An 18,561-nucleotide genomic window follows, 5' to 3' on the forward strand; every position below is an offset into this window, starting at 1 on the left:
CCGCTGATTCTCAGATACTTGGGCTCAGCTTTCAAAAAATTTGCCTACCCCATCGTTCAAACGGATTTTAACTCGACAATATTCCTGGCACTTAATTCATTTATTTGGTCCAAAGTTTCCAGCAAAACCTCCGGACACCAAATAAACCGACAATTAGTAGGGACATTATTCCTTCCAACTCGTATTGCCGCCAAATAATAGCGCTCTGAGATAGACCAGCCGTTAATTCAGTACTATTGATAGCTATCGATACTTTAAGTGGATACTCCCCCAACCCAGCAACTGATGTGTCTGTCATAATCAGAAAAAAGGCTTATCAATGTAATTGTTTCTTTATTTTACCCACCATCAAAAAGAATATTAGGAACCAGTTGTAGTAGAAAGTGAGAACAAATTCACTGGCATCCAGGGACGGCGAAGCCTTTGATCTTCTTTCACAAAAATGGCGGATATTCCCACCTAAATTTGAGAAGTTTCCAAAAATTTCTGCAACACAATCAAAATTCATAATGTTAATATCCGAAATATATCTGGTGGATATGTGCAATAAAATAAGACCAAATAACAATAAGACCAAGGACATGGATTTAAAAAAACTGCGGATGTTTCTCACATCATCAACAACATCCCTGATTCATCAAACCTCACCCCATAACAATCTGCTATTCCTGATGACTGTGAGTTAAGAGCTCATAATTGATGGCAGCAGATCCCCAATTGTTCAACAACGATTTAAGCCTGGAACCGTAACTTAATGAAATTGACCTATCACCTTCCTGTAAATCCTACGATTGAGCGAATGAAAAAAATATAACTCAAGCCCCTACAATCAGCCAGGAAAAAAATCTGAATTTATTAAAGCTCCGTTGAAAAGTAATTGGTTATATAGAAGATGAAGTCTTAAACCATGAATTTGTTTGGCGGTAGACTCAGGCCCATGACAGTTAAACCTAATTCAACCATGAGACCAAAAAAGGACAACTAATTATACTACAACAAATAAGGAGGATAAATTTATAAGAAAACAACAATTTCCACAAGAATTAGAATGAATAGGATCTAGTACGTTAAAACCAAAAATATTTTTAAGAGCGTCTTGGAGACAAAAATGGAAACCCAGAATATCCATCCTATCTCACCCAACACCTATCAATCAAAAAAATCGATTCTAGAAGTAAATTCATTCAAACGAAAAGCCCTGACTATACTTTCTCACTCCGACCAGAAGAAATTCGAAGCCTATGGCAAAGGTCCATCGATGCAAGTTCCCTACGGACTCATTCATCGGGCTATCGAGAGGCAGGCTCAATGTCGACAAAAGAATATTGCTGCCAAGCATGGTAGTCAACGAATAACTTATGGAGAATTGAATACACAGGCCGGTTATCTTGCAACAAAACTTGTCAATATGGGCATAGGACCAGGCGACAATGTAGGTCTTTTTCTGGAGCGCTCAATCCCGATGTTAGTCGGGATGCTTGCCATATTGAAGACAGGAGCTGCTTATGTACCTCAGGACATAAGAATAACCCCAACAACAACCATATCGAAGGTTATGGAGACCGCTGAAATCAGGGTGACTTTAACCCTTTCACACCTGAAAGATAAAATACCAGCCGATACCAATCGGATAATTTTACCTATCGACAATATCGATTGGATTTCCAGCGATCAGCAAAGTGAGATCGCTTCTAGAACCTATGGAAAAAAGATCGACTCCAGTTACAACTGTTTTATTTTGTTCACTTCCGGCACCACAGGAACCCCAAATGGGGTTCAGGTAACCCATGGCAATGTTTGCAATATACTGTTGTCCAGTCCGGGTAACCTGGGGATTCAACCAGGCTACAAGGTCTCGCAACTATTGAACATAGCCTTCGATATGGCGGCATGGGAAATACTGGGCTGCCTGGCTCATGGCGGAACACTGGTGATCAGAGAGGCCAACTTCACGCAGGCTGCCCGGCAGTGCGATGTAATTATCGCGACTCCAAGTATATTGGCAAAAATCGACCCCACCCTCTGCCACTCAGCCAAAACTGTGGCGGTGGCAGGAGAGCCCTGCCCAAGACCTCTGGCCGAGAAATGGGTAAAAAACTGTCGATTCATTAATAGCTATGGACCAACCGAAGCGACAATCATTACCACGGCACAGCCGTATTCTCCAAATTCCCCGTCTCTTACGATCGGCAAGCCGACTCCTAATAATACCGTGTATCTACTCGATGAGCATCTTAAGCCCTGCCCCATAGGTGAACTGGGAGAAATATGGCTGGGAGGGCAAGGCGTTACAGCCGGCTATATCAATAATGAAGCCCTGACCTGTGAGCGGTACCAGCTGGATCCCTTTAATTCCAACGGTGGAATCATGTTCAGAACCCGGGACCTGGGACGTTGGAATGAGGATGGTGAGCTGGAGTATTGGGGGCGCACCGATGACCAGGTAAAAATAAAGGGTTTCCGGGTAGAGTTGGATTCAATTTCCTCTGTCACTGAATCTGTCAAAGGTTGCCGGCAGGCAGTAACGCTGAAAATTGATAAAGAAAGTCTAGTGACATTTGTCACACCCATTAACGTCGATGTCCAGCACTGTATAGATGCCATTAGTGCAAGGCTGCCCTATTACTGCCTCCCCTCCGCTATCGTTACGCTTGCGGAGTTTCCAATAACAGCCAGAGGAAAAATAGATAAAAAGGCGTTACTGGAGCAGATTCAAAAGAAAACGCCAGATCTGGTATCTGTAGCCTAAAAAACAGGAGTCGCAGAATTATGGATGCAGTAATAGAAAAACTTACGCTGGACGACAAACCAAGCCTGACCCGAAGAATCCTACGACATCGTTATCTTGAACACTACAACCGATTATTTTTTCTGGTTATTTCTGTCAATGCCTGGATACTATGGTATGGATCAACTCAGGCAGGCTGGTGGTCAAAACAAGATGGCAACCTCTCCATATTATTGGATCTTGTTTTAGCAAATTTTATGGTAGCTGTACTGGTGCGCCAACAATATACCATCAATTTATTTTTCTGGATTGCTACCCGGGCTCCAGTCAGCTGGCCACTCTGGATTCGATGGAATCTTGCCAAGGTATATCACTTTGGTGGGCTTCACAGTGGCAGCGCGGTGGCTGGAACCCTCTGGTATGCGGTTTTTCTGGCGGGGCTCATTGATCAGAGAAACGGACCTTTACCAGATACACCCGCCGGCCTTGTCTGGGTAGTGTTTTTACTCATGGCATTACTGCTACTTATGGTTGTCATGGCTTTGCCATCTGTCCGGGGACGTTATCACAACCAATTTGAGCTGGTGCATCGGTTCGGCGGCTGGTCGGTACTCATTCTGTTTTGGGCCCAAACCTGTCTGCTTGCGGGCAGTACCTCTGATCTGGTCCAGAGCCTGTCATTCTGGGGGCTGACCATCCTGACTTTTAGTGTAGCCCTGCCCTGGCTGCGGTTGAAAAAGGTGAAGATCAATATCGTTTCGCCGTCTTCACATGTTGCCCTGACTCGCTTTGACCATGGCGTGACGCCTTTTGCAGGATCCTCCACAGCGATTAGCCGGCGGCCTTTTCTGGAGTGGCACTCCTTTGCCAATGTACCTGCACCAAGCGAAGAGGGATTTCGCTTGACCATCTCGCGAGCGGGGGACTGGACGGGCAGGTTTATAGATGACAAGCCCCAACAGGTCTGGACAAAAGGAATTCCAACGGCGGGTGTGGCCAATATCGAGGTGCTATTCAAGAAAGTGGTATATGTAGCCACCGGCAGCGGAATCGGCCCCTGTTTACCCCACCTGTTGGCAAAAAAAGTGCCCGCCAGCCTGGTCTGGTCTACCCGCAGCCCGAGAAAAACCTATGGCGACGACTTCGTTGAAGAAGTACTGGGCGCTATACCTGACGCCTTGATATGGGATACCAGCCGTCACGGGAAGCCCGACCTGGTCCAGTTGGCATGGGACGCCGTCCAGGAAACTGGAGCGGAAGCGGTGATCTGTATTGCTAATCAGGCCTTGACCCAGAAGGTGGTTTACGAAATGGAATTGCAGGGAATTCCCGCCTACGGCGCAATCTGGGACTCTTAAAAGTCTCCCCCCGTCCTTTAGGGCGGGGGGTTTCCACAGTTAGATAACAACAGCCAACAGTGAACTGTTTCTACACTGCATCTGGGGTTTTCAGCTTTGCGCTTCCCCTAAAACTACTCCCTGATTTACAAGTGCAATATGGGCTCACAATGCGGTGTGATCTTTGACCGCATCTGCCAGGGTATCCTTCAGCCCGGCAAAGCGCTCATCCAGCTTGGCCGGATCAGTACGGTTGAGTGCGATCATTTCCTGGCGTTGCTCACCGCCGCGGATAACCGTGAGTGCGTCCTCCTCCATACCGGCGACAATAGCCTCCGCTACCGCCTCTACCGGCTCCAGGGTAAACCCCAGTTCCGGGCCCGCATTACTGGTCTTCATCATCGGCGTATCAGTGCCACCGGGGAAAGCTGTCATCACATGAATCCCCTCCCCTTTGAGCTCCCGACGCAGACTCTCACCAAAATGTGCCACACCAGCCTTCACGGCGGCGTAAATGGAATAGAAAGGGATACCCACCAGGGCCAGCGCGGAGGAGACATTGACCACCATGGAATCCCCGCTTTTCTCAAGGGCGGGCAATGCGGCGCGGGTCAACAGAATAGGAGCCAAAAGATTGACCTCCACCATTTTCACTATGTCAGTCTCTTCCAACTGCGACAGGGGACCGGCCCGGAGACCGCCGGCATTGTTCACCAGTATATCGAGGCCGCCGAGCGCCGACAGCGCCTGGCTGAGTGTTTCCTCCCGCCCTTCGCCGGTGGCTACATCGGCACAGATAGCCGTCACATCACCGAAGCTGCGCAATCCCTCCACCGCCTTAGTCAGAGCCTCCTGTCGGCGGCCGCTAATGGCCACCCGCGCCCCTCTCTGCAACAAATTCTGGGCAGTAGCATAGCCGATGCCACTGGAACCCCCGGTAATTAAAATGCGCTTATTCTCAAGCTTCATTGGAAACCTCCTGGGCAGCATAATTGGACGGAAACAGGGCGCGTTTGGTCTCTTCATCGCTGACAGTTTTAAATGGATGATCGTTAACCAGGGCCCTGGCACGGGCGACAGCGGGACGGGCATCCACTTGTTCAAACCAGCGCTGTAGGTTGGGGAAAGGACCCAGGGCTTCCCCCGGCTCTGTGTTAAAAACATTGGTAAGGCGGTCAACCCAGCCCCAGGCGGCCATATCCACAATGGTATAGGTATCACCGAGGAGGTATTCCCGCTGGGCCAACCGGGTATCCAGTAGATTGTAGTGACGCCGCGCCTCCCAGCGATAGCGGTTTACCGCATAGGGTATTTTTTCCGGTGCCGCCAGCTGAAAGTGCACCGCCTGGCCGGAATAGGGACCCACACCAGTGCCAATAAACATCAACCAGGACAGAAGCTCGGGCCGGTCTTCCGGCGCACCGAGAAACCTGCCGGTTTTCTCGCCCAGGTAAAGAAGAATGGCCGTTGAGTCGAACAGGCGCGCCTCCGCTCCCCCCGGCCCGTCGCTGTCAACGATAGCCGGGACCTTGCCATTGGGGTTGATGTGGCGGAACTCCTCGCTGTGCTGCTCTCCCTTGCCGGTGTCCACCGGGACCATTTTATAGGGCAGTCCCGCCTCCTCCAGAAACAGCGCCACCTTGGCGGGGTTGGGGGTCGGATGATAATAAAAGCTGATCATAATCTCATACTTCCAAATTCAGTGACGCTGTGGGGAATGTTCAGCGTCCGGCGTTGGACATATTATATCGACCGTTATAAAATGCAACTAAGACAGTAACGACAAGTGGTGTCAGAGATGGCGCGACCGCGAACATTTGACCACAGCTCGGTTCTAAAACAGGTTCTGGACACCTTCTGGCTGCAGGGCTACGAGGGAACCTCGATGCGGGATCTGACGGACCGGACCGGACTGACGGGTCCCAGTCTGTACAACGCCTTTGGCGACAAAAGCGCTTTGTACCGGCAGGCCCTCGATCATTACGTCGATACAACCATCTCGGCGAGAATCGCGCGCTGTGAAAGCCAGCCGCCGCGGCAGGCAATAGAGACCTTCTTCAAGGAGGTAGTCTCCCGCTCCCTGAACGACTCCGATCAGAAGGGCTGTATGCTGGTCAATGCGGCCATGGCCGACAAACCCGATGATCCGCAACTCCAGCGGGACATTGCCGCCATTCTGGAGCAGGTAGAGCGGTTTTTTTATCAGTGCGTGAAATCGGGCCAGAAGGACGGCAGTATCAGTCTGCGGCTGCCGGCCAGGGATCTGGCGCGAAATCTTCTGGCGGTGCTAATGGGCATTCGTGTCTTCGCCCGGGTTCGTCCGGAACCGCGACTGCTGCAGGGCGCTGTAACCTCGGCACTGGCCCTGCTGGACGAGGACTGAGGTATCGGCTGGCGCAATGAAATACAGTCTTCCACAGGTGGACATCAGTATCCGACGAAGTAATGAAAGATAAGGCTATAAGCTGGGTGGAGGCTGGCGCCCGAGCGGCGCAGACAACTACTTGGGTGGTAAGTTGCCGGCAAATTCCACACCGCGACTGACCCATTCCCTCAAATCCGCGGCAATAGCATCCTCTTCGACATAAACCATGCCCTTGAGCGGCCTGCCGGTAAAGTCCATAGGGCGTGTAAATCTTTCACCCAGCGCCTGCTGGTAGTTGTCCGGGCCCACCCGCACCAGCAGCTCCTCCCCCACCACTCCGCAGGCCATATTGCCGTTGAGCATAAACGCGAGACCGCCAAACAGCTGCTTTTCACTGAGCCCCTCATTGTCAGCGAGCAGTTCGCGTATTTTTTTCGCCAGCTCCTGGTTATAGCTCATAGCCGCCTCCTCATATTTATCAAAGTGTCCAGTGACAGATATGTGACCGGCACATGCTCACCACACCGGGATTTGAACAGATTCCTGTGCAGCAGAATCCGCCGCGCTGTCGATAATTGAAAGAGAAATCCGCAGCAAGGTTATTAAGTGCTCGCGCCGGCCTTAACCCGGCGGTGGCGCATCCCCGTACCAGATTAACCTCACAACTGATTTCGTTGTCAGTTGGCTATTCTGCCCTCTTGTTATCCGCTGGGACGGCAAAATTATAACGCAACCATAACTTTGTCTGTTCAGGCCAGCCCGCCGGGTCAATCACAAGTTTAGCAAATAATTTGGATCTTGCCGGGCCCAATCCCCGGATCCAATGCACACGGACCTGACCGGCAGCCTAACCGGTCGCCCCGGCTTTCCACTGTGACAATAGCGGGGCAAGGAGAGACGCTTCCACTCCAGCCGCGATGCACACAGAAATTAGGAGCCTTCGCCCCCGGTAGCAGGGCAATAGCTTTGATGGTGGAATAGAGGCTAAAAAACCCGGGAAAGCCTTTCCTTCCCTGTTGGGGAGTCACGGCGCCTGTCAGTTGTCCCGCAATGCGCGCCGTAAAATCTTGCCGACACTGGACTTTGGCAGTTCGCGGTGAAACACGATTTTCTTCGGCACCTTGTACCCGGTGAGTTGCTCGCGGCAGTGGTCAATCACCTCCTGCTCTCCCAGCTCCCCCCCACACACGATATGCGCGCACACAGCTTCGCCGGTTTTACTATCGGCGACGCCGACCACGGCAGCTTCGATAATTTTTTCATGGCGACTGAGCACATCTTCGATTTCATGGGGGTAGACATTGAACCCGGACACTATGATCATATCCTTCAGGCGATCTACGATTTTTAGCGAACCGTCGCCGAGCAATACGCCCACATCGCCAGTTCTGAAAAAGCCGTCCGCGCTGATCGCTTCGGCGGTTTCCTCTGCGCGCCCCCAGTAACCGCTCATTACCTGTGGCCCCCGCACCACTATCTGCCCTTCCTCACCGGCGGCCACCGGCCGGTCGGACTTGTCCCAGATCTGAATTTCGCTGTCCACCAGCGGCCGGCCCACGGTGCCGAGCCGTTCGCGGCCCGGGACATTGATAGTCACCACCGGAGAGGTTTCTGACAGTCCGTAGCCCTCGGTGATGGTACAGCCGGTGACCTCTTGCCAGGATTCGAACGCGGCCGAGGTCAAAGCGCTACCGCCGGAGGTGGTAAGCCGCAAGTGGCTGAAATCCAGATCGCGAAACCCCGGGTGCCGGCAAAGGCCCGCAAACAGTGTATTCAATCCGGAAAAACCGGTAAATGGCACATCGCGAAGCTGGTCGACGAGGCTGTCCAGGTCGCGGGGATTCGGAATCAGCAAGTTGGTGCAGCCGCTGGCAAACAAACCGATCATGTTCACGGTAAAGGCGTAAATATGGTACAGCGGCAGGGGGCACACAAAGATATTATCGCGACACCGCGCGAAGTCGCTGATGGCGTGCAGGAACTGGTCTGTATTGTGGAGAATGTTGCTGTGGGACAGACTGGCGCCTTTGGCAACCCCGGTAGTGCCGCCGGTATATTGCAGTAGCGCTATATCCCGAGGCCGGGCCGGGCTGACAGCGAGAGGGGGAAGATCAGTGCCCGCGGAAATAACTTTATGCAGGCTGACATACTGCGCTTTGCGGGTTTTCTGTCGATCCCCCGGATCCGTGGCATCGGCGAGAATCACGGTACTAATAGAAGTCTGGTCAATAATCTCCTCTAGGCCGGGTAGCAGCTGTCCCAGGGTCACAATGGCTTTGGCCCCTGAGTCCACGAATTGATGGCGCATTTCCCGGGGTGTATACAGTGGATTGGTGTTGACCACCACCAGACCCGCCTCTATGGCCGCGAAGGCTGCGATGGGGTAATGGATCAGATTGGGCAGCTGAATCGCCACCCTGTCCCCCGCCTCCAGCCCACCCCGGTGCTGCAGCCAATGGGCCAGGCAGCGGCTTTGCCGACGCAGTTCCGCATAGGTGATGCTTTGGTCCAGGCACCGAAAGGCAATCTTGTCGGCGTGTATGCCACAGGCAGAGTCCACCAGTTGGGCCAGATTGTGCATTTTTCGGTATTCGGTGTGCATAGACTCGATTCCCGGGCATAAAGACCTGAAGATCAAACAGGTCTCCGCTGTCTGTCGCAGCAGCGGTTGGATTGATTGACGCAGATTATTTTTCGGTTGCGGTTTCCGTTAATTTGGTTCGGGTCAGGCGCGAAATATCAGCGCCCATAAATCCGGCCGCAATTTGTGTCATTACATTGGTCTGCCGGATGAACTGGTCCACGTCCAGATAATCGAGCCGTGCCGCACTCGACCAGTAGGCCCCCATGAACGTCATGTTGGAGGCAATGGCCTCTATCCCCAGTTTGCGCGGGTGATGCCCGAGACCGAACCAGGGCCCCTGGGACAGACCGTGCACCCCCGGAATATCTGCCGAGCGCAGCACCTGATTTAGCGGATGGTTGTCCTTAAGTGCCTGTTCGGCCAGGTCTATGACGCCCTGGTATCCGGTCACATAGTAACCCCCGATTTCCATGCGGCCGGTGGGCTCATATTTTCCGTTTAGCTCCCGGTATTCCAGCTGCCCCAGATGCTCCAGATGTACACTGGCCACCAGCTTGCCCTTTGCCGGCGCGAGAGGGCCACCCGGCCCCAGTACTCTGTCGATGTTGTAATCCGGCAGGGCAGCCTCCCGGTTTGGAATATAGTGGCGGCTATCCAAAAACAACATCAGGGTTTTGTCCCGCTGGCGGGCATCGAATTGAGCGAAATAATGGAGTATCGACAGCAGCCCCAGCGGACCGTTTTCCTGCGAAATGGACGGCCCGTCGGTGTGGGAAATCATCAGGACAATCTCATCCTTGTCGGTACCGTAATTCCTGCCAGGCAGAAAACCTGCCAGTTGATAGGCCTGTGTCTCTTCTATCTGGGCGCGCAGGGTGAGTGTTGCCTGTTTGTGCCGCGGTAGGTACTGCAACAGTTCCCGCCCGGATTCCCGCCCCAGATACAAAGTGGGTATGTTGTAGATTGCGGGCACGGGGAAGCTGTACAGGCCGTTTACCCGGGCATTGGCCATGTCGAAAATCACCACCACTGCCGCGGCACCTGTTTCCTTGATCAACCGCAGGTAGTGGGGTTTCGGAAACGGCAGGCTGCCATCGAAATTGGCGGCGAACAGCTGCGATACAGTGCTGTGGAAAACACTGGTCTCCGACTTCACTATCTGCCCCACCTCGAACGGGTATTCCGGAGGGGCATACAACCAGTCGGATATTCGCTCCAGCAGATGGGTCGGTCTGATACTGAGGACCAGTATCTTGCCGCGCAGGGCGCTTTTGTCCTGCATGGCCGAAAGTTCATCGCCGGTGAGGGCGACCACGTCCGCAGTGACCCCTGCGGCACCAGTGGTACCGGAATTGGCCCCATAGTTGGCCACCTCAATAGGGTGCCCTCCGATCGACAAAGACCAGCGGGAGCTATCCGGCCACTCAGAGGTGTGCCAGCGGCGGTAGCGAAAAGTGTTGTGTTTTAAATCCACCACCCCCAGCCGCCGGGCCTCAGTTTCGATCAAATCCATATATTGTTGCCATGCCCGGGTGCCGGCAAAAGTTGGACCATAACTGTCCTTTAACTGATGCCAGCGCAACACTGTCTCCTTCGAGACCACGTAGGAGGGACAAATTTTCTGCAGGCACGCTTCTCGCCCGCCCCCTTGTTTGGCCTGAACTGAAGACGGGGCTACCAGGGCCCAAACCAGGAGCAGCAAATACAAACAGGCGGGGCGGTTTCGCAACAGAATTTGGGTCATAGCAAGCTCGCGCAACTGAACTCATTCAGCGGTAAATGTCGGAGCCTTATTGTTGCCGCCATGGGGATTTCAACAATGATACAGGTGGCCACAACACTTGCGTTTGCGGCCTTAATCCGCTGCGGATTGCTTTGTGCCGTCGGCGCCTTTACTATGGGGTTTACGTATTTATACCCCTTGCCAAATGTCTCTCCGGTTTAGCTATGCATAAACTGTCCGCGACCAACGGAATGGCTAAAACCTCCCTCAACCGCCTGCTGGCCATCGCTTCTGACCAAGGCCTCAGTGCGGACAAAGACAGTGTTGATTCCCGCCTTTTACAAATCAAAGGAGAGCGTATCGACACGGGACTGTATTTGTCTGTGGTAGAAGAGATTGTGAACCTGCTGAATATTCCCGACCTGGGAATGCGTTCCGGTCAAAATTTCAATATGGGTGACCTGGGGGTACTGGGCCACGCCATTATCAGCAGCGAAGATCTGGCCGCGGCGGTAAAAACCTATGTGGACTACCGACAGGCGTTTGGCTCAGTGTTCAATGTGCACCATTTTTACGATGGGCGGGAACTGAAGATAACCGCCGATCTGAACGTCACCCACGGTGCTCTGCAGAGATTTCTGATCGAAAACTGGTTGACCACTTTAACCGCGCTGTCGGATCTTGTGAAGGACGGGGAATCCCTATTCAGCGCCATAGAGGTGCCCTATCCCGAACCCCAGCACAGCGAAGAATTCCACCGCCAGTTCAACTGCCCCATCGCCTACGGTAGAGAACACACCCGGGTGGTGTTTAACGGCGAGATTGGCCGCGATTCGCTCAAGTATTCGTGTAAGGTGGTCAATGATTTCTGCAAATCCGAATGCATGCGGGCGCTGCAAAATTTGGGCGCTTCCCAGTCCCTGGTACATACTGTGCGCACCCTGCTGATGAATTCAGGCGAAGGGTTTCTGTGTCCCGCGGATATCGGCCGGCGCCTCAATATGAGTGAGCGCAGTTTGCGCCGTCACCTGGCGCTGTCCGGCAGCAGCTACAACAAGCTTTTGTTGGAGGTTCGCATGGACCTCGCCTGTCAATATCTATCCACCGGCAATCGCAGCATCAAGGATATCGCCTATTCGCTCGGCTATGGGGATGTGGTCAGCTATCACCGGGCGTTCAAATCCTACTACGGCATTACGCCCAAACAGTTTTCCGAGCTGGACCCAGTGAGCCGGGTGGATATCACCAAGCGGGCCGGGCTCTGACACCAACCCTTTCCACAGTACAGTTGTGACCTGAACCCGGGCCGGTTTACGCGAATAACCCGGCAACTTCTTCAGTTGCCGGATTAATCACTAACTGAGTCAGCCCTAGAAATTCCAGCGGAAGCCGGCACCCCAGGTACGCGGTTCGCCATAGTAGGCGCCTTCCATTCCCAATAGTGTGCGCACACTGGTTACATAGGTTTCATCAGTGAGGTTTTTGCCGAACATATACACCGACCAGTCCCCCTCGGCACGGCCGACATCGACCCTTGCATTCAGCAGCGTGTAACCATCTGACATCAGGTCGGGGGTGTTCTCGATATCGCGGAATACCGCATCACTGTGTACCACCCATAGTCTGGAATCGATACCGTAACCGGACACTTCCGTGCTCCAGTTGACGTCGCCGGTGATACTGTTTTCCGGGGTGCCGGGCAATTCATTGCCGGTGCGCGCCTCAACCTCGGCCGGGTCGTCACTGTCCCAGTCGGTAATTTCGGAATCGAGCAGTGTTGCAGCCAAACCGAAAGACAGGTTTTCGGTGGCGTGGTACTTGAGCTCAAGGTCCAGGCCCGTCACATCGGAAGCGGCGGCGTTCTGGGTTACCGCTTCGGTGATACCATTGCCCAGGTCCAGGATCGCCAGCACCTGCTTGTCGGAATAATCGTAAAAGAATGCCGACGCCGACAGTTCCAGGGAATCCGCCAGCAAAAGGGTTTTGATTCCTGTTTCATAGGCGATCAGCTGTTCCGCACCATAGGGGATGTAACCCGCTTCATTGACCAGGCCGGAGCCGTCGAAGCCGCCACTTTTAAATCCGCGGCTGACGGAAGCATACACCAGTGTGTCGTCTATGCCTGTCCAGGAAAGTTTCAGCTGGCCGGAAACGTCCTGGTTGTCGTAGGCACTGGTACCCCAGAGGCCGCCGGCAACACCGGGAAAGGCAATGCTGACAATGGAGGTGCCGAAGGGGTCGCCTTCATAAGAGCCCCCTTCGTAATCCTTTTGCTCGTCGGTGTAGCGAAGACCGCTGCTGAGTTCCCAGTCGTCGGCGAACAACCAGTCCACCTGACCGAACAGGGACCAGCTCTTGTCCTCCTGCTCATAGGCGGAAACCAGATCACCCATCAAAAAGTCGGCACTGGAGAGTACCCGACCATAGTCGATCTTGTCCGCCGTGGCATTGACACCCGCCAGCCAGTGAACGCTATCCGTGTCCGCGGCGATACGAAATTCCTGGCTGACGCTGGAAACCCGCTCGTCATAGGTGGGTTCGGCCAGCCGCAGCGGTGTGAAGTCGCCCACGCCATACTGCCGCGAGAGCTTCTCGACACCGGTCAGGGAAGTGAAAGTGAAGCTATCCAGGTCCCAGTTTACCTCCACCGAGGCACCCTTCTGCGAGGCGTCCATCCTGCCGGCGAAATCATCATAGTCGGTAAAGGGATCGTCACCGGCGGGCTGGAACAGCCCCAGTATATCGCCGCTCAGATTGGTGGAGTTGATAATTTCAGACTCGTCCGAAGCGTAGTGAATTTTTGAATTCACACTGATATTGTCCGTCGGCAGCCACAGAGCCGTCGCCCGCACGGCGAAAATGTCCTTGTCGCCATAACCGGATTCGTCGCTGGTGACATCCACACCCGGAATCACACCGGGCGCGCGAGTAAAACCTCCGGTGGTGTCGGCAGTGCCCTCGCGGTCGATATAGCCACCACCCCTCTGCACCGTAGTGGCCAGCCGCAACAGCAGGGTTTCGCTTACGGGAGTGTCCACCGCAGCCTGGAGCTGCTGTTCGCCATAGGCGCCGTAACTGGTATCCAGATAACCGCCAAACTCGTCTCCGGGCCGGGCGGAAATAAAATTGATGGCCCCGGCGATACTGTTGCGTCCATAGAGGCCGGCCTGGGGGCCCTTGAGAATCTCCACCCGCTCCAGATCGTACAGCGGCATGCTCAGGTAGGAGGCGAACGGCAGATAAACGCCATCGCTAAACGCCGACACCGACGGGTTATTGTTGATCCAGGGGTCCGTCGACCCGACGCCGCGAATGGTGATCACCGGGTTGTTGGTACTGTTGCCCCGGGCCACATCCAGCGACGATGTGGATACGCTGAGATCGCCAAAATCCTGAATGCCCTTGTCGGCCAGCTCATCCCCGTCCAGTACGCTGATGGCGATAGGAATATCGGATGCGGACTGTTCCCGCTTTTGCGCGGTGACAACCACTTCCTCTAGATACTGCTCCTGTGCTCCGACAAGTGTGCTGCAGGTCATTGCGGCACTGCCGACGGCAATGCTGATAGCGGTGTGCTTTATTCTGATTGGCATAGGCTCGCCCCGATTTGATACGTCATTTCACCTGGCGAGTTGAGATTAACAGCGCCCTTTACCGGGCCGAAGGGATTCTCTGTGTCTTGGATGGCCAATCTATTAGCTTTGGTGGCCAGCCCCCTCTGGCTCAGCAATACACCAATAAGATCATATTTCGATCAAATCGTCACTATTTTGAACAAACTTCCGATTAGATCTCTTGCTGCATCGGGCCCGCAAATAAAAATGCCCGCACACTGTGCGGGCATTTGCGGACATCGACTATCGAGACTTATTCAGTCAACAAACACCCGCGCATTGCGGAACAGGCGCATCCAGCCGGAATCCTCTTCCCAGTCATCCGGGTGCCAGCTGTTGCATACGGCGCGGGCAACACGCTCCGGGTGCGGCATCATGATGGTGACGCGACCGTCCTCGGAACACAGGGCTGTTATGCCATTCGCCGAACCGTTTGGATTGGCGGGGTAGGTCTCGCTGATCTGCCGGTGATTGTTCAGGTAGCGCATGGCGATGGTGCCGGACTGCTCGCAGGCCTCCAGCGCCTGCCGGGTGGCGAATTCCACCCGCCCCTCGCCGTGGGCAACCGCCACCGGCATTGAGGATCCGGCCATGCCCCGAAACAGCACCGACGGCGACTCCTCTATACCTACCAGGGAGAAGCGCGCTTCGTACTGCTCGGAAAGGTTGCGCACAAACCGCGGCCAGTGGCTGGCCCCCGGGATCAGCTCCTTGATCACCGAGAACATCTGGCAGCCGTTACAGACTCCCAGACCAAAGGTGTCCGGGCGCTGAAAGAAGCCCGCAAACTGGTCGCGGGCGCGATCGTTGAACAGAATCGTCTTGGCCCAGCCCTCACCGGCACCCAGTACATCGCCGTAGGAGAAGCCACCACAAGCCACCAGCCCCCGAAATTCGTCCAGGGTGACATGCCCGGCCAGAATATCGCTCATATGGACGTCGACCGCACTAAAACCGGCGCGGTGGAATGCATGGGCCATTTCCACCTGGCTGTTCACCCCCTGCTCGCGCAGTATGGCGACTGCGGGCCGCTGGCCCCGGGCGATATAGGGTGCACTGATATCCCGGTTGAGATCGAAACTGAGATTGACGGAGAGACCCGGGTCCTCCTCGCCGATGGTGGCAAACTCCTGTGCCGCGCAATCGGCATTGTCGCGCAGGGCCTGGATACGGCAGCTGGTTTCCGCCCAGATACGCTGCAACTCGGCGCGGGAGCGGCAAAATACCTCCCGGCCACAGCAGGAGATACGCAGCATTTCATCGCGCCGCAGATCGCCGATCTGGTGCGCGGCCACCCCGACTGCGGCAAACCGCTGCACCAGCATTTCCGCCTCGTTGGCGGGGACCTGCAATACCGCCCCCAGCTCCTCGCTGAACAGTGTCGCGATCACATCGTCGCCCAGCTCATAGATATCCACGTCGACCCCCACGCGGCCGGCAAAACACATCTCTGCCAGGGTGACGAACAGACCGCCGTCGGAGCGATCGTGGTAGGCGATAACCAGTTCCTCTTCCAGCGCCTGCTGCATCACCTCGAAAAAACCCTTGAGGCGTTTGGGGTCCTCGAGATCCGCTGGGGTGCGGCCCAACTGGTTGTATACCTGCGCCAGGCAGGAACCGCCCATGCGGTTGCGGCCTGCGCCCAGGTCGACAAAGACCAGTTCGCTGTCCCTGCCCGGGCGCAGCTGCGGGGTCACCGTTCTGCGCACGTCCACCACTGGGGCAAATGCGGAAATAACCAGCGATAAGGGCGCCGTCACCGATTTATCCACTCCGGCATCGTTCCAGTCAGTGCGCATGGACATGGAATCCTTGCCCACCGGAATGGTGATACCCAGCTCGGGGCAGAGCTCCATGCCGACGGCCTCCACAGTGCGGTAGAGCTTCTCCTCCTCGCCCGGATGGCCGGCGGCGCACATCCAGTTGGCCGACAGTTTGATATCCGACAACTGCCGTATCCGGGTCGCGGCGATATTGGTAATGGCCTCCCCCACAGCCAGGCGGCCGGAGGCCGGGCCATTCAAAAGCGCCACTGGGGTGCGCTCACCCATGGCCATGGCTTCGCCGGCATAACTGTCATAGGCCACGGTAGTCACGGCGCAGTCCGCCACCGGCACCTGCCAGGGGCCCACCATCTGGTCCCGGGATACCTGCCCCGTCACAGTGCGGTCGCCGATGGTGATGAGGAAATTCTTGCTGGCCACTGTGGGCAGCCGCAATACAAGCTCCACCGCTTCATTCAAATCGATACCGGCGGTGCTGAATTCATCAGTGGCCACTTGGCACTTCTCCGCCTCGCGGTGCATGCGCGGCGGTTTGCCAAACAGCACCGACATGGGCAGGTCTACCGGCCTGCTATCGAACAACTGGTCACCCAGTAACAGATGCCTGTCCTCGGTCGCTTCGCCGACCACTGCATAGGGGCAGCGCTCGCGTTCGCAGATACTCTCGAAGCGCTGCAGATCGTCCGGCATTATCGCCAGCACGTAGCGCTCCTGGGATTCGTTGCACCAGATTTCCAGCGGACTCATATCCGGCTCATCGCAGGGTATGTCTCGCAATTCGAACCTGCCGCCGGTGCCGCCGTCCTTCACCAGTTCCGGAAACGCATTGGAAAGGCCACCGGCACCCACGTCGTGAATAAAAGCGATGGGGTTGCTGTCACCCAGCTGCCAGCATTGGTCGATGACTTCCTGACAGCGGCGCTCGATTTCCGGGTTTTGGCGCTGCACCGAGGCGTAATCCAGATCCTCGGAGCTGGAGCCGCTGGACATACTGGAGGCGGCGCCGCCGCCGAGGCCGATCAGCATCGCTGGCCCCCCAAGGACCACCAGCCTGGCGCCGGGTTTGAAGGGCGGCTTATCGATGTGCTCCTCGCGGATATTGCCATAGCCCCCGGCGATCATGATGGGCTTGTGGTAGCCGCGGCGCTCACCGCCAAAGTTCTCCTCAAAGGTGCGGAAATAGCCGCAAATGTTTGGGCGGCCAAACTCGTTGTTGAAGGCGGCACCACCGATGGGCCCCTCAACCATAATATCCAGCGCCGACACTATGCGCTCAGGCTTGCCATAGTCCAGCTCCCAGGGCTGCAGATAGCCGGGGATGCGCAGGTTGGAAACCGTAAATCCGGTCAGGCCCACCTTGGGCTTGGACCCGCGGCCCACCGCACCCTCGTCGCGGATTTCACCACCGGCGCCGGTACCGGCACCCGGAAACGGCGCTATGGCAGTGGGGTGGTTGTGGGTCTCCACTTTCATCAATATGTGAATGGACTCGTGACTGAAGCCGTATTCTCTGGTCTCCGGATCCGGGTAGAAACGACCCGCCCTATGCCCCACCATCACCGCGGCGTTGTCGGCATAGGCGGACAGGACATCCTCGCCACCCAGCTGGTAGGTATTGCGAATCATGCCGAACAGGGAGTGCGGCATCTCCTCCCCGTCGATGGTCCAACTGGCATTGAATATCTTGTGACGGCAATGCTCGGAGTTCGCCTGTGCGAACATCATCAGCTCTACATCGGTGGGGTTGCGTTCCAGCGTTTCGAAGTTGGTCAGGAGATAGTCGATTTCATCCTCTGCCAGCGCCAGGCCCAGGCTGACATTGGCCCCTTCCAGCGCGCTGCGGCCGCCATCGAGAATATCCACAGTGGTCAGCGCCCGGGGCTCCCCGGTGGTGAACAACTGTTCCGCAGCGGCTAAATCCCCCAGTACTGTCTCTACCATACGGTCGTACAACAGCTCGGCCAGGGCGCCCCATTCAGCTTCTGTTAAGTCGACGCCGCTAAGGTAGTAGGCGATGCCCCGCTCCAGGCGGCGAATCTGGGTCAGGCCGGCATTGTGTGCGATATCCGTCGCCTTGGAGGACCAGGGAGAGATGGTACCGGGCCGCGGTACCACCAAAAGCAGCCGGCCCTCGGGCTGGTGCTTTTCCTCGCTGGGGCCGTATTGCAACAAGCGCTCCAGCAGCGACTGCTGCTGGCCGCTGAGCTCCGGCGAGTCCGCAAAGTGGACAAATTCGGCATAGGCGTCCTGGATCGCGGGTTGCAGGGAACGCAACTGGTTGAGGAGCTTTTGGTGACGAAATTTCGACAGTGCGGGAGCACCACGCAGAATCAGCATCGCGGGAGTTTGCCTCTTGTCTGAAGATTGGGAATCCGCATCACGGAGCGCGGTGCAGCTTCCACGGGGAATCGGAGAGGGCGCAATTG

Annotated in this window: 11 protein-coding genes; 4 read left to right on the forward strand and 7 right to left on the reverse strand. The window is 55.5% G+C overall.

Annotated elements, in window-relative coordinates:
• Positions 1 to 1,108: 1,108 nt before the first annotated feature.
• Positions 1,109 to 2,749, forward strand: a complete 1,641-nt coding sequence (locus ABVT36_RS14125; RefSeq protein WP_368457115.1) for an amino acid adenylation domain-containing protein — start codon at positions 1,109 to 1,111, stop codon at positions 2,747 to 2,749.
• A gap of 20 nt (positions 2,750 to 2,769) precedes the next feature.
• A complete protein-coding gene (locus ABVT36_RS14130; protein ID WP_368457116.1) occupies positions 2,770 to 4,086 on the forward strand; it encodes a hypothetical protein in 1,317 nt (438 codons plus the stop codon).
• 144 nt (positions 4,087 to 4,230) lie between these two features.
• On the opposite strand, the gene ABVT36_RS14135 is transcribed toward ABVT36_RS14130, so the two are convergent.
• On the reverse strand, positions 4,231 to 5,034 hold the full coding sequence (locus ABVT36_RS14135) for an SDR family NAD(P)-dependent oxidoreductase (RefSeq protein WP_368457117.1): 804 nt from the start codon (positions 5,032 to 5,034) through the stop codon (positions 4,231 to 4,233).
• Positions 5,024 to 5,746, reverse strand: a complete 723-nt coding sequence (locus ABVT36_RS14140; protein WP_368457118.1) for a glutathione S-transferase family protein — start codon at positions 5,744 to 5,746, stop codon at positions 5,024 to 5,026. Before ABVT36_RS14140 ends, ABVT36_RS14135 begins: the two co-directional genes overlap by 11 nt.
• 117 nt (positions 5,747 to 5,863) lie before the next feature.
• On the opposite strand from ABVT36_RS14140, the gene ABVT36_RS14145 reads away from it, so the two are divergent.
• Entirely contained in the window at positions 5,864 to 6,448 is a 585-nt protein-coding gene (locus ABVT36_RS14145) for a TetR/AcrR family transcriptional regulator (RefSeq protein WP_368457119.1), read from the forward strand.
• Between the two features lie 117 nt (positions 6,449 to 6,565).
• Here the strand turns inward: ABVT36_RS14145 and ABVT36_RS14150 are convergent, their stop codons facing one another.
• From ABVT36_RS14150 to ABVT36_RS14160, 3 genes are all read right to left on the reverse strand, one after another.
• On the reverse strand, positions 6,566 to 6,889 hold the full coding sequence (locus ABVT36_RS14150; RefSeq protein ID WP_368457120.1) for a TfoX/Sxy family protein: 324 nt from the start codon (positions 6,887 to 6,889) through the stop codon (positions 6,566 to 6,568).
• Positions 6,890 to 7,466: 577 nt separating this feature from the next.
• Positions 7,467 to 9,032, reverse strand: coding sequence for an AMP-binding protein (locus ABVT36_RS14155; RefSeq protein WP_368457121.1), 1,566 nt, complete (start codon positions 9,030 to 9,032; stop codon positions 7,467 to 7,469).
• A gap of 85 nt (positions 9,033 to 9,117) precedes the next feature.
• Positions 9,118 to 10,596: a hypothetical protein gene (locus ABVT36_RS14160; protein ID WP_368457122.1), complete on the reverse strand. Its 1,479-nt coding sequence runs from the start codon at positions 10,594 to 10,596 to the stop codon at positions 9,118 to 9,120.
• A 365-nt stretch (positions 10,597 to 10,961) separates the two neighbouring features.
• Between ABVT36_RS14160 and ABVT36_RS14165 the strand changes: the two genes are divergently transcribed.
• Positions 10,962 to 12,002 carry an AraC family transcriptional regulator ligand-binding domain-containing protein gene (locus tag ABVT36_RS14165; RefSeq protein WP_368457123.1) on the forward strand — a complete coding sequence of 347 codons (1,041 nt, stop codon included), beginning with the start codon at positions 10,962 to 10,964 and terminating at the stop codon, positions 12,000 to 12,002.
• A 105-nt stretch (positions 12,003 to 12,107) separates the two neighbouring features.
• On the opposite strand, the gene ABVT36_RS14170 is transcribed toward ABVT36_RS14165, so the two are convergent.
• Together ABVT36_RS14170 and purL are read right to left on the reverse strand one after the other, a co-directional pair.
• Positions 12,108 to 14,330, reverse strand: coding sequence for a TonB-dependent receptor (locus ABVT36_RS14170; protein WP_368457124.1), 2,223 nt, complete (start codon positions 14,328 to 14,330; stop codon positions 12,108 to 12,110).
• 278 nt (positions 14,331 to 14,608) lie between these two features.
• Positions 14,609 to 18,472, reverse strand: a complete 3,864-nt coding sequence (gene purL / locus ABVT36_RS14175) for a phosphoribosylformylglycinamidine synthase (RefSeq protein WP_368457125.1) — start codon at positions 18,470 to 18,472, stop codon at positions 14,609 to 14,611.
• Positions 18,473 to 18,561: the final 89 nt, after the last annotated feature.

Source organism: Microbulbifer sp. TYP-18 (assembly GCF_040932045.1).
Lineage (GTDB): Bacteria > Pseudomonadota > Gammaproteobacteria > Pseudomonadales > Cellvibrionaceae > Microbulbifer.